Origin of the sequence: Pediococcus argentinicus (genome assembly GCF_001437605.1) — a bacterium.
Taxonomy (GTDB): domain Bacteria; phylum Bacillota; class Bacilli; order Lactobacillales; family Lactobacillaceae; genus Pediococcus; species Pediococcus argentinicus.
On sequence record NZ_JQCQ01000001.1, the window covers coordinates 105076 to 117307 of the forward strand.

Consider the following 12232-nt stretch of genomic DNA (forward strand, 5'->3'; position numbering starts at 1 on the left):
GGTAGCGAAGTATGAAGTCTAAACAAGAAAAGATTTTTTCATCGAAAACGTTAACCTATTTCATTCAGCTAACTGAAACAATGAATTATACCCAAGCTGCTCAGATTCTAGGCATTACGCAACCAGCTTTAACGCAACAAATCAAAAAGTTGGAAAGAGCAGTGGGCGCACCACTTTTCTATTCGGTTGGTAAGAAACTGCGCCTTTCAGATGCTGGATATACTATGTTGAATGCATCAAATGACATCAACCGAGTATTAAATGATGCTACTGATGAGATTCAGCAATCGTCTAGTGCTAACCATGGTGAGATTAACATTGGTGTATTAGCTTCCATCGAATCACGAGTGTTTGAAGACTTTATTGCAGAATACTATAAGGTGGAACCAGATATTCGCATTAGCATGCACATGTTAACGAGAAAAGAACTTTGGGAACGTCTTGAGAATAATCAGATTGATTTAGCTATTATGTACTTACCGGATGACAGTATTAAAAACTGGAAACCATATGAGTCGCGTAAAATCATGAGTGAAGATCTATTATTTATCCATCATGAAAAATCATTAGCTAAGAACAAGAAGGTTAAACTCAAGAATACACTTAAAGAAAATTGGGTCACATATCCCGAAAACTTCTATTTAGATGGTATTATGAAAGAAGTTTATAAGAATAATATGGTCGATTTACCAAACAGTGTGGCTCGTTTTACTTCACCTGATCAAATTCGTCGCTTCTCTGAAGCAACTCTGACATCAACAGCATTGCCATCATCATATGTCATTGCGCACGTAATGCCAGAAGGAACTTACTCAGCTAAGTTTGATCCAGCAATTAAGTTTGATTTGAGTTTTGTTTACCGCAAAGATAAGGATCAAATTCCCCGGATCAATAACTTCCTTGAAGAATTTGAATCATATCTGAGTAAAAAGAACTACGTCGATCGTTTAGAAACGATGATTAACCATAAATAATAGAGGAGATTTTATAATCATGAGTAAAGAATTAGTTTTTGGTCATTTAAATCCTGATACAGATGCTATTGTTGCGGCAAAGGCACTAGCATACTTCGAATCAAAGATGGGTAAAGATGTTGAAGCCGTTGCCCTTGGTAACCCAAATGCTGAAACAAACTTTGTTTTAAATCACTTCAGCGAACCAACACCACGTGTTGTTAAGACTGTTGCTAACGAAGTTGATTCAGTTATGTTAGTAGATCACAATGAAAGTCAACAAAGTGTTGCTGACCTTGATCAAGTTACTATTTCTACAGTTGTTGACCATCATCGTATTGCAAACTTTGAAACAGCTCAACCATTATTCTATCGTGCAGAACCAGTTGGATGTACAAGTACAATCTTGACTAAATTATTCAACGAAAATAAGATTGAAATTCCTGCACAATTAGCCGGATTAATGGCTTCAGCAATTATCTCAGATACTTTACTTTTGAAATCACCAACTACAACAGACGATGACCGTGAAGCACTTCGTGAATTAGCTGAAATTGCTGATATCGATGTTGATTCATACGGAATCGAAATGTTAAAAGCTGGTACTGACTTATCAAGTAAGACTGAACTTGAACTTGTTGATGGCGATGCCAAATCATTTGAAATGAATGGCAAGAATGTTCGTATTGGCCAAGTGAATACCGTTGATTTAGACGATGTATTTAGTCGCCAAGATGCATTAGTAAGTACAATGGAAAAAGAAAACCAAACTAATTCATACGATTTATTCCTTCTATTAGCTACAAATATTTTGAATAGTGATTCAGAATTACTTGTAGTTGGTGAACCAAAAGACATTGTTGAGAAGGCCTTCAATACTAAGCTTTCAGAAGATAATCGTGCAAGTTTACCAGGTGTTGTATCTCGTAAAAAACAAGTTGTTCCACCATTGATGGACGCATTTAACGCATAATAACGATTTAAGAGGCTGTAAAAACGAATGTTTTTATCAAGCCTCTTTTTTGTAAGCATTTCATTTGTCAGAATTATTTTTCCAACCTACAATGATAAAAGATTGGGGTGGATAAAATGGATAAAAATGAATTGAAGAAAAAATTAACACCTGAACAATATGAAGTGACTCAGAACAGTGCCACAGAGAGACCCTTTAGTGGCCAATATGACAACTTTTACGAAAAAGGAATCTATGTTGATGTCGTAAGTGGAAAGCCCTTATTTAGCTCTTTAGATAAGTATGACGCTCAATGTGGCTGGCCATCCTTCACTAAACCAGTAAATAATAAGGAAGTAACTGAATTGGAAGACGATTCATTTGGAATGCATCGAACCGAAGTGAGAAGTACAAACGCTGATTCTCATTTGGGCCATGTCTTTAATGATGGTCCCAGTGCCAGTGGTGGTCTAAGATATTGTATTAACTCCAACTCTCTGCGCTTTATTCCATATGATAAACTAGATGAAGAAGGACTTTCAGAGTACAAAGAGTTATTTAATTAGACGAGGAGATGAGAGAATGGAAGAAACAGCAATTTTTGCCGGAGGATGTTTCTGGTGTATGGTAAAGCCTTTTGATACACTTCCAGGCATTGATAAAGTAGTATCAGGTTATACAGGTGGTCATACAGTTAATCCGACCTATGAAGAAGTATCGAGTCATACAACCGGACATACTGAAGCAGTTCAAATTACTTTTGACCCATCAATTATCAGTTATAAGGATTTAGTTCAGATCTATTGGCAACAAACCGATCCAACAGATGCTATGGGTCAATTCCAAGATCGTGGTGACAACTATCGTCCTGTAATCTTTGTTAAAGATGAAGAACAAAAGAAAATCGCTAGTGCATCAAGACAGGAACTGATCGACTCTAAACGGTTTGATGAACCAATCGTTACAAAGATTGAAGATGCTAAACCATTCTATCCTGCTGAAGAAGAACATCAAGAATTTTATCGTAAGGATCCCCTTCGATTCCAAATGGAAGAAGCGGGTGGGAGAGAACGCTTTATCAATAAAAACTGGAAGTAATTTAATTAGTTAATTACTATTCATCTCGTGCTAAAATTAACTTATCTTACAAAAAGAGGTCAATTCTAGTGAATATTAGAGATCGTTTAGCTAATTTAGTTGATGGAGTTGTAGCGATAATAGCTACAATTTCAATCCTGTCATTGCCTGTTCCGCATGGAAATGACTATCAATCATTATTCGAGTTTGGCGTTAATTTCTGGTTGTTTATAGTGAATTTCTTGATTATACTTTCATTTTGGAACAATCAGAGATTCCTACTCGATCATATGAAGACTGTTCATACACGATTTGTATGGATCAATATTTATTGGTTAATGTTTCTCAGTGGTCTTCCCATTATTACTAAGTGGATGATGACCGGGTCACATAGTCTGATTGCAATTCTAGCATTCGGACTGGATAATATTTTCACTAAGTTAGTTTTTACGTTTGCTGTTGTTGAAGGCATTCGTGCTAACTATCAAGGTGATTCCACCGAACATCTACTGCTCAAACGTTACTTCTATCGCGTTTTAATTGATGTCTTATATTCGGTTGTGACTGTACTCGTTGCCTTTGTAAATCCAACCATAGCAATTTCAATGTTCATATTATTACCATTGTTTGGTTCTGTGAGAGGATTATGGCGTACTCCAGGAAAACGTATGCGTCAAACAACTCATCCAGACCATAGAAAAAGCATTTAGATCTTCCAATTTTGGGAACCTAAATGCTTTTTTGTTTATCTATAGTTTGTTTAATTATTATTCTTTTCACGACGAGCAAAGAAGATCCAAGCAATTGCTCCAAAGACAACTGGACCAGCTAATGTCCACATTCCTGTAAAGACATCACCTGTAATAAATGGTGTCAAAATTGTAAATAGAATACCAATTCCAACTGTTAAAAGAACTAATGCAGTGATCGTAATCATCCATGTGTGACTGTGGAAAGCAACGAATGGACGATCAAGGTCCTTCTTAGCCTTAAAGAATGGAAATGCCCCAACTAAGAATAAGTAGGGAAGAGTAGTTGAAACGTTACTCATAGAAGTTAATACATTATAGAAGAATGTTGATTCCTTATGAGTAATTGCTGAAAGGATTGAAATTCCGGCGATAAATGCGATAACTACTGCAGCTTGTAACCACATTGAAAATGCAGGCATACCATTTTTGTTTAAAGTAGTCATTTTCTTTGGCCATAATTCCTTTGGTGAACCAAGAATAAATGACTTCAATGGTGAATAACTTAAAACAAAGAATGATCCAACATATGCAAAGAACATACCTAAACCGGCAAAACGTGAAAATACAGTTCCAATAATTGAAGCATTTGCTGCACTCATACCGATTGCTCTACCAAATTCAAATCCAAGGTTTTGCATCAATACATAAGTGATATTACCCAAGTTAGCTTTACCGTCAATAATGACATGTTGCCAGTTAGCAGAAATTCCCCAGAGGAAGATTGCAAGTGAGTAACCAATACCGATTACGGCTCCACCAATCATAATACCTTTTGGAAATGTTTTTTCAGGCTTATCAAGGCTATCAGTAATTCCACCTAGTGATTCCAGACCACCGTAAGCAAAGATTGCATAGATAACAAATGAAATCATAGCAATTGGTGATTGGAACTGTGCACTTGGTGAAGTAGCAAAGTCTGAAATGTGATGAATAGGTTGTGCAAGTTGACCATGATTTGCAATTAAAATAACAGCACTAGCTACTAATAAGATGACATTTAAAGCCATAATAGCAATTCCACCTAATGATGAAACTTTAGCTAATGTATTTAAACCACGTGTTGCAGCCCATGTAACAAACACAATCCATAAAATTCCAAGTAATCCAATTGTCATTGTTGAACCCATACCAAACAATGACCAAGTTCCAGTTGTGTCATGACCCCAAATGATTGTAGATAGTGTAATCCAAATCTTTTGAGAAATCATAACCATCCAGATTAGCCATGAAGCTAACCACATGAATGTAGCGATGAATGACCATTTTTCACCAATAGAAGCATCTAACCAGGAATAAATTCCACCTTTGGCTTCCTTCAATGTTGATCCATATTCAGCAAACATAAGACCTGCTGGAATGAAGAATAAAATGGCACCTAAGATGTACCATAAGATGGCACCGTATCCCATTTGCTCAAAAGCTGCTGGTGTATTACCAAAGCCAAAAATCGTGGTAAAAATCATCAAAACTAAAGCGCTAAGGGATAGCTTTTTGGTCGTACTTTGTTGCTCGTCCATAATAACTAAATCTCCTTAATAATATAAGATATAAAATACATTCCAATTTTATCAAATATTTAAAGGTTAAAGTCAAAACACAGCAAAGTATCATGCTAATAGCATTTAAAACTAATCTATTTATTATTTTAAAAACAAGATTAAGAAATAATAAAGCGGTATAACAGTATTGTCGAATGAAAATATTTTTAATACTTCTAATAAAAGTTATGTAAATACATTAATTTATGTAAAAAACTGACTAAGCCCATTTACTGTCGTTTATATGCAACTTTGAATAATATATATTATGTAAACTAGGATTTAAAAATTGCTATTATCACAATAAACATATTTGCCCTCTTCTTTTAGATATTAAAAAAACGACTAAATTAATAGTCGTTTAGTTTATGAGCTTTTCAATTATGGTTCCTAATAACGATGTGCACCCAATCATTAAAGTAATCATTAAAATCTGTTTGTTCTTTAATGGCACGTTGTTTTTAGTTCTTTGTAATAAAAATTCGATAATTACAATTGTTCCGATTTCTAGAAAGAACTTTAGAATAATCAAGAATGGCGACATTGCAACTGTATGAACCATTAGTAGTAATCCGCTAAGTACCAGAACTAGGTATAAAGCTCTGTTAATGTACGTATAGATAATAATTTGTTGGTATTGGGTACTTAATAGCCCAAAAACAGTGAAAATTGCAATTAAGATCCAACTAATAACATGAATAAACTCTGGGGTTTGCATCTGGAGACTCCTCTTTAAAAATAATCAATAATAATAGTTTACCACACATGTAAAACACTTACGCGCTAATTTATTGATTAAAAGTTTTGGTTCAAGAAGTCTTTAAATAGATTTAGCATTTTATCGTTGGAACGTTGCTGCATTTCTGGATGCCATTGATAGGCTGTAATATGATGCTCAGAGTTAATAAATGATTCAACAACGCCATCAGGTGCCTTAGATGTTGCCTGAAGTCCCTGCCCCAGTTCATGAATAGCTTGATGGTGTAGTGAGTTAACCTTAACTTCTTTACTTCCTAATAGCTCTTCCAAGTGACTATCTTGGATAGTAATTAAATGACTAGGTTGAGCATTTGGAATATCAATTCGGACTTGATCATGTTCGATCTTAATATCAGATGGAATCATAGTTTCGTCTTGATAAAGTGTGCCTCCAAAATATACATTTACAAGTTGAGCTCCGCGACAAATTGCCAAAATAGGCTTTTTTGCAGCAAGAGTTAATTTGATTAGTTCCATTTCAAATGTATCACGTTTAGGTGATGTAGTGCCAAGTAAAGAGCTCTCCTCTTCGCCATATAATTTAGGCTGAACATCTTGACCACCAGGTAAAAAGATTGCATCAACTAAATCTAAGTATTGACTTAAATTAGCGGGATCAATAATTGGAATTAAAAGTGGTAAAGCACCCGCTTTTTCAATTGCATCGATATTTCCCTGCATTGTATAAGTTAAATGTTCATGCGTGAATTGCTCTGTATCTTTTTCAAAACGATTAGCAACTATTCCGATTACTTTCTTTTGCATAGCTTAATCCTCCGTTCTGTAGCGTTTACCAATAAAGTAGAATGGTACGGCGATTAATAATCCACCTAAACCAAAAATGATCTTATATAAGGTAGCGTTAGTCAAAAGCCAAACACTAACTAATAGAGCAAAAATTGGAATAACAGGACCGAATGGAACTTTGAAAGAACGTTTTGCATCAGGCATTGTTCTTCTAAATACTAGAACGGCTAAAATGGTTGGAACATATTGAGCAAAACGAGAAACAACTGAAATTTGAGCAAGAGTAGCAAATGTACCTGTTAATGCCAATGGTAAAGCTAATATAACTGATATAATCATTGCAACATATGGTACATTTTGCTTATTTCTAAGACCGACAATCTTTGGCATTACCCCATTTTCAGCCATTGCAGCACCAATTCTTGGTAGGAAGAATGACTGTGCTGTAGCAATTCCTAAAATTGAAACAATCGTACCAACAGCAATTAAATACTTACCAAATGGTCCAATTACTTGATTCATAGCATCTTGCATTGGAGCCTGAGATGATGCCAAATGTGGACCTAAGATACCGATTGAAACAATTTGAATTAACATATATAGTACAGCAACTATTCCAAGTGCAATTCCAATCGCCTTAGGCAAGTTACGTTGTGGATTTTCCATATCCTTAGCATCAATAACTAATGCTTCAAATCCTGTAAACGCGTAGAACATTAGGATTGCAGCAGCACCGAATGATCCGGAAGCATAACTTCCATGTGGAAATACTGGTGTAAAGTTTGCCCCTTTGATAAAGAACAATCCGATAGCAACGAAGAAGATTAGTGGAATCAACTTTGCAACAGTAACAACATTGTTAAGCCACTTAGTCATTCTGACACCCAAAATATTAATCAATGCTAAACCTACCAATAAAACAATAATAGTAAGTGAATGCCAAAGTGTCTCATTAAATACTGGGAATAAAGCACCAAGAGCAGTTGTTAAACCAGCGGCCATGGTTGCCCAGGCAATAATACTAATTGCCCAGACAATAAAGCCAACTTCATATCCTACAAAGTCCCCAAAAGCTTCTTTGGCGTACAGATATGGTCCACCATCTTCCTTAAAAAGACTAGCATCTTCTGCATAACAAAAGGCAATCGATACCACCAATAACATATCAAAAACAAAAACCCCAATACTAGCTGGACCAATTATCTTCATAGCCTGGTTAGGCAACAAGAAAATTCCAGAGCCAATAATTGCATTAACACCTAATATAACAATACTTAATAAACTAAATTTGTTTCTCAAAAGCTCCCCTTCTCTCTCCTATATCTTTAAAGCATAATCTAAATTTACTTGGTTGCTTACTTATTGTCAATTAAATACGGCTAACAAATTTGTTAGCAGCATTATTTTTAGATATACTAATATGATGACTAACTTTCGGAGGCGAATAAATTGGTTAAACGTTCTTTAAGCGTTGCAATTTTTGCATTTATTGGTGGAATAGCTCGTTTGTTCCTACAAAATATAAGTAATAATATTTTAGGACAAACGTTAACCGCTACAATCTTGATTAATATATTAGGAGCTTTTCTTCTAGGTCTGCTTAGTGGTGGTTTATTAACCCGTTTTTCACCTTCTGAGCCATTAAATGTTGGTCTTACTACTGGATTAATGGGTGGTTTTACGACGTTTTCGTCTTTTGAATTAGATACAGATAAAACGTTAATTGCTCATCATCTAGGTATTAGTGGAATGTATTTTGTAGGCACTATCCTAGTAGGAATTATTTTCGCTGTGATAGGCAGAAAAATCGGAGAATATATTCTTAGCAAAGGAGCTGATTGGGAATGATTCCTTATTTAATTGCCGGTATTGGTACTAGTATTGGAGCATTAACTCGTTTTTACATAATGGACTCAACCAAAAACTCACAGTCGATTTTTCCCTGGTCAACTTTTACTATCAATATGGTAGGCTGTTTACTAATCGGAATCTGCTTTAGATACATTCAGACACCCCTACTGAAAGATTTATTAATTGTTGGTATTATTGGTGGGTTTACTACCTTTTCGACCTTTGCTAATGAAATAGTTATTTTATATCAAACTGATCGAAAAACCAGTTTATTATACTTATCTAGCTCAGTGATTTTAGGACTTATCTTAGTTCAACTCGGAATATTCATATAGAAACAAAAAAAGAATTCCAATATTAACTGGAATTCTTTTCATTTAAGCTTTTTTGTAGTCAATTGACCATGCAAGAGCAAGAGCTTTCTCACCCAAGTGAGTCCCGATAACTGGTCCGAAGTAACTGATATCGATTGGTAGATCAGGGTACTTCTCTGACAAGCTATCACGCCATTTTATGGCTGCTTTTTCGTCATTTGCATGAATAACCATTGCTCGAAGTGGATAATCCACTCTTTTTTGTTCTTCTTCAAATAGGTGTTCAACTCGGGCTAGTGCTTTCTTCGTTGATCTAACTTTTTCGAACGCAACAATTTCATGCGATTCGTTAAAGGTTAAAATTGGTTTGATTTTTAGTAAACTACCGACAAATGCTGATGCGTTTGATAGACGGCCACCACGAACTAGATTTTGTAAGTCATCAACGACGAAGTACTCACCAATAGTTTCTCTCACGTAGTTCAAACGTGCCAATATATCATCTACACTGGCGTTCTCACGAGCCATTCGAGCAGCTTCTAGTACTAAAATACCCATTAAACGAACTGTGATTTGTGAATCATAAACAACCAAGTTCACTCCATCAATAGTTCCTTCAAGGCCTTTTAAGCTTTGAACAAAGCCCGAAATAGTACTTGCAAGATGAATACTAATAATTGTGTCATATCCTTCTTTAGCGAGATTTGAGTATAATTCAATCATTTCTCCTAAAGGTGGTTGAGAAGTACTTGGAAACGTATGAGATGTTCTCAAGCGTTCATAAAATTCTTCAGTTGTAATATCTTTATCCTCATCATAACTTTTTCCGTCGATGATTACAGGAATCGGCACAACTGTAATGTTGTTTGATTCAACCTCTTCCTTTGAAAGATAGCATGTACTATCAGTAACAATAGCGATTTTCATTGAAATACCCACTCCATAAATAAAGTAAAATTAATACTAAACAATATATCATAAAATCCATTCTAACGCTCATTTGTTGGCGAGAATATTGATGCCTGTTGATTGTGTAGAATGCGATTCAATAGAATTTTAAGCATGCCTTTTTCTTCTTCAGTCCAACTTTTAAAAAGTTCCTTATCCACTGCTGTAATAAGATTGGAAACCTTATCAAAAACAAGTCTACCCGCATCCGTCATTGCGTACTGATACTTTCGATGATCAGTTTCGCTAGGATTTTTTTTAATTAATTTTTTTGTGACAATTTTTTTAATCTGTCTACTTAATGTTGAAGCATCTAATTGTGTTAACTCAGAAAGCTCTTCCAAAGTAGTTGCGTTTTCCATAATGTTTTTGAGAATACGCCATTCGGCCACAGTTATTTCAAAAGTATGTGTGATTTTTTTAAGTTGATCATTTCTGTTCTTAATAACTAACTCAAGTGCATCGATATTATCAATCATAATTTAACCTCAAATGTATTATACACTTAATTTATATGTATAATACATTAATTGCATTACTTTGCTGTTTTATCCACTAACAGGTATACTTGTTACTAGACAAAATTTAAGAATGGTGGTGGATTCAATGCCTTTTGATGGTATGTTTACCCATGCGATGACAAAAGAATTAAATACTGCTCTCGTTGGTGGTCGAATCTCAAAAATACACGAACCATTTCAAAATGAAGTTGTTTTGACAGTTCGCAGTAACAGAAAAAATGTTCCGGTGCTATTATCAGCACACCCAAATTATGCACGAGTTCAAATAACAACTGGTAATAACCAAAATCCCCCTACTCCAACTAACTTTGTAATGAGTTTAAGAAAACATTTAGATGGTGCAATTTTAAATGATATAACTCAATATACAAATGATCGGATTATTAGATTTCATTTCAACCATCGAAATGATATTGGTGATCAAGAGATTTTAATCTTAGCAATCGAAATCATGGGACGCCGTAGTAATATCGTTTTATATGAAGAAAAAAGTGGTCGAATTATCGATACTATTAAGCATATTTCTTCTGACCAAAATCGATATCGTCTTTTGATGCCAGGTGCTCAATATATTACCCCTCCTGATCAAGGTAAAGTTGATCCATTTAGTAGCGAAGCTGAACAACAACTTTCAGATTTGCAAAGTCAGTTTCCTAACTATGAAGTTCTAGCTCAAGAAATTTTGAATAAATTCCAGGGCTTTTCTAAGGATTCTTCACTTGAATTAGCTTATAGATTAATTAATCGTCCTGATTCGAACACTTTTAAGGATTATCTTGATGAATATAATCATCCTAATCCTACTTTGTTTATCGATCAAAAAAACAAAATGCACTTTTCTTCTACAGCTAACTCTGCATTTGAAACTGTTAAGTCCAATTCATTCGGTTCTTTATCAGAGCTCTTAGACAGTTTTTACGCAGACAAAGCTAACCACGATCGGGTTCAACAAATTAGTAAGAATCTAATTCGAGTTGTGAAGAATGAACTCAAAAAGAACATTAATAAGAAAAAGAAATTACAAAAGACGCTTGATAATACCGAGCACGCTGATGAATATAGAATTAAGGGTGAAATTCTCACAACTTACTTAAGTCAGATCAATCGCAGTATGACCGAAGTCGTTCTGGATAATTTCTATGATGATAACAAACCAATCAAAATTGCGTTATCAAACCAACTGTCCCCTTCTCAAAACGCACAGAAATACTTTAAGAGATACCAAAAAGAAAAGAATGCGGTAATTTTTGTTGGCGAGCAATTGGACTTAACCAATCAAGAAATTATGTTTTTAGAGAATATCGAAACACAAATCGAGTTGGCCAAGCCAGAAGATATGAGCGAAATCGAAACTGAATTAATGGAACAAGGATATATGAAACCCGTTAATAATAAGAAGAAAGTAGCTAAGAATAAAAAGAAGATTACAAGTAAGCCTGAACACTATAAGACTAGTGAAAGTACCGATGTTTTAGTTGGTAAAAATGATCGACAGAATGATCAACTAACTATGAAGACAGCGAAGAAAAATGATTATTGGTTCCATACCAAAGATATCCCTGGTTCACATGTAATTATCCAAAGTGACAACCCTAGTGACCAGGATATACTGGAAGCTGCAACTATTGCGGCTTACTTCTCGAAAGCACAAAACTCATCTAATGTTCCCGTCGATTACGTTCGAGTTAAAAATATTCGTAAACCTAATGGATCCAAACCTGGATTTGTGATTTATGAGGGACAACATACAATTCGTGTTAATCCTGATGCAGAACTAGTTAATAAGTTGCGTCAATAATGATTACTAATCAAAAATGCTC

Annotated in this window: 14 protein-coding genes; 8 read left to right on the forward strand and 6 right to left on the reverse strand. The window is 34.9% G+C overall.

What is annotated here, in order from left to right; translation table 11 throughout:
• Window positions 1-11: 11 nt before the first annotated feature.
• The 5 genes from IV88_RS00495 (at window position 12) to IV88_RS00515 (ending at window position 3692) form a co-directional block, all read left to right on the forward strand.
• Window positions 12-974 carry a LysR family transcriptional regulator gene (locus tag IV88_RS00495; protein ID WP_057797615.1) on the forward strand — a complete coding sequence of 321 codons (963 nt, stop codon included), beginning with the start codon at window positions 12-14 and terminating at the stop codon, window positions 972-974.
• A gap of 19 nt (window positions 975-993) precedes the next feature.
• A complete protein-coding gene (locus tag IV88_RS00500) occupies window positions 994-1926 on the forward strand; it encodes a manganese-dependent inorganic pyrophosphatase (RefSeq protein ID WP_057797617.1) in 933 nt (310 codons plus the stop codon).
• Window positions 1927-2042: 116 nt separating this feature from the next.
• Window positions 2043-2471: a peptide-methionine (R)-S-oxide reductase MsrB gene (gene msrB, locus IV88_RS00505; protein ID WP_057797619.1), complete on the forward strand. Its 429-nt coding sequence runs from the start codon at window positions 2043-2045 to the stop codon at window positions 2469-2471.
• A gap of 16 nt (window positions 2472-2487) precedes the next feature.
• The gene (msrA, locus tag IV88_RS00510; RefSeq protein ID WP_057797622.1) at window positions 2488-3003 is read left to right on the forward strand and encodes a peptide-methionine (S)-S-oxide reductase MsrA; all 516 of its coding nucleotides are present in this window, start codon (window positions 2488-2490) and stop codon (window positions 3001-3003) included.
• A 68-nt stretch (window positions 3004-3071) separates the two neighbouring features.
• The gene (locus IV88_RS00515; RefSeq protein ID WP_057797624.1) at window positions 3072-3692 is read left to right on the forward strand and encodes a TMEM175 family protein; all 621 of its coding nucleotides are present in this window, start codon (window positions 3072-3074) and stop codon (window positions 3690-3692) included.
• A gap of 50 nt (window positions 3693-3742) precedes the next feature.
• Here IV88_RS00515 and yjeM read toward each other — a convergent pair whose 3' ends face one another.
• From yjeM to IV88_RS00535, 4 genes are all read right to left on the reverse strand, one after another.
• A complete protein-coding gene (gene yjeM, locus IV88_RS00520) occupies window positions 3743-5251 on the reverse strand; it encodes a glutamate/gamma-aminobutyrate family transporter YjeM (RefSeq protein ID WP_057797626.1) in 1509 nt (502 codons plus the stop codon).
• Window positions 5252-5633: 382 nt separating this feature from the next.
• Window positions 5634-5990 (reverse strand): DUF1516 family protein, encoded by a 357-nt coding sequence (locus tag IV88_RS00525; RefSeq protein WP_057797628.1) that lies wholly within the window; start codon window positions 5988-5990, stop codon window positions 5634-5636.
• A gap of 77 nt (window positions 5991-6067) precedes the next feature.
• Window positions 6068-6796: a gamma-glutamyl-gamma-aminobutyrate hydrolase family protein gene (locus IV88_RS00530; RefSeq protein WP_057797630.1), complete on the reverse strand. Its 729-nt coding sequence runs from the start codon at window positions 6794-6796 to the stop codon at window positions 6068-6070.
• Between the two features lie 3 nt (window positions 6797-6799).
• Window positions 6800-8077 carry an APC family permease gene (locus IV88_RS00535; RefSeq protein ID WP_057797632.1) on the reverse strand — a complete coding sequence of 426 codons (1278 nt, stop codon included), beginning with the start codon at window positions 8075-8077 and terminating at the stop codon, window positions 6800-6802.
• Between the two features lie 150 nt (window positions 8078-8227).
• Here IV88_RS00535 and IV88_RS00540 point away from each other — a divergent pair, with 150 nt between their 5' ends.
• Together IV88_RS00540 and IV88_RS00545 are read left to right on the forward strand one after the other, a co-directional pair.
• Window positions 8228-8626 carry a fluoride efflux transporter FluC gene (locus IV88_RS00540; protein ID WP_057797635.1) on the forward strand — a complete coding sequence of 133 codons (399 nt, stop codon included), beginning with the start codon at window positions 8228-8230 and terminating at the stop codon, window positions 8624-8626.
• Entirely contained in the window at window positions 8623-8964 is a 342-nt protein-coding gene (locus tag IV88_RS00545; RefSeq protein ID WP_057797636.1) for a fluoride efflux transporter FluC, read from the forward strand. The genes IV88_RS00540 and IV88_RS00545 overlap by 4 nt, the downstream gene beginning before the upstream one ends.
• Before the next feature lie 42 nt (window positions 8965-9006).
• Here IV88_RS00545 and IV88_RS00550 read toward each other — a convergent pair whose 3' ends face one another.
• Together IV88_RS00550 and IV88_RS00555 are read right to left on the reverse strand one after the other, a co-directional pair.
• Entirely contained in the window at window positions 9007-9870 is an 864-nt protein-coding gene (locus IV88_RS00550) for a DegV family protein (protein WP_057797637.1), read from the reverse strand.
• A 62-nt stretch (window positions 9871-9932) separates the two neighbouring features.
• The gene (locus IV88_RS00555) at window positions 9933-10370 is read right to left on the reverse strand and encodes a MarR family winged helix-turn-helix transcriptional regulator (RefSeq protein WP_057797639.1); all 438 of its coding nucleotides are present in this window, start codon (window positions 10368-10370) and stop codon (window positions 9933-9935) included.
• A 127-nt stretch (window positions 10371-10497) separates the two neighbouring features.
• On the opposite strand from IV88_RS00555, the gene IV88_RS00560 reads away from it, so the two are divergent.
• Complete coding sequence (locus IV88_RS00560; RefSeq protein WP_057797641.1) at window positions 10498-12210, forward strand: Rqc2 family fibronectin-binding protein; 1713 nt, start codon at window positions 10498-10500, stop codon at window positions 12208-12210.
• Window positions 12211-12232: the final 22 nt, after the last annotated feature.

Bases quoted from the DNA above. Each gene is read 5' to 3' on its own strand.
- IV88_RS00495 (WP_057797615.1), top strand. From the start codon at position 12: ATGAAGTCTAAACAAGAAAAGATTTTTTCATCGAAAACGTTAACCTAT.
- IV88_RS00500 (WP_057797617.1), top strand. From the start codon at position 994: ATGAGTAAAGAATTAGTTTTTGGTCATTTAAATCCTGATACAGATGCT.
- msrB (WP_057797619.1), top strand. From the start codon at position 2,043: ATGGATAAAAATGAATTGAAGAAAAAATTAACACCTGAACAATATGAA.
- msrA (WP_057797622.1), top strand. From the start codon at position 2,488: ATGGAAGAAACAGCAATTTTTGCCGGAGGATGTTTCTGGTGTATGGTA.
- yjeM (WP_057797626.1), bottom strand. From the start codon at position 5,251: ATGGACGAGCAACAAAGTACGACCAAAAAGCTATCCCTTAGCGCTTTA.
- IV88_RS00525 (WP_057797628.1), bottom strand. From the start codon at position 5,990: ATGCAAACCCCAGAGTTTATTCATGTTATTAGTTGGATCTTAATTGCA.
- IV88_RS00530 (WP_057797630.1), bottom strand. From the start codon at position 6,796: ATGCAAAAGAAAGTAATCGGAATAGTTGCTAATCGTTTTGAAAAAGAT.
- IV88_RS00545 (WP_057797636.1), top strand. From the start codon at position 8,623: ATGATTCCTTATTTAATTGCCGGTATTGGTACTAGTATTGGAGCATTA.
- IV88_RS00550 (WP_057797637.1), bottom strand. From the start codon at position 9,870: ATGAAAATCGCTATTGTTACTGATAGTACATGCTATCTTTCAAAGGAA.
- IV88_RS00555 (WP_057797639.1), bottom strand. From the start codon at position 10,370: ATGATTGATAATATCGATGCACTTGAGTTAGTTATTAAGAACAGAAAT.
- IV88_RS00560 (WP_057797641.1), top strand. From the start codon at position 10,498: ATGCCTTTTGATGGTATGTTTACCCATGCGATGACAAAAGAATTAAAT.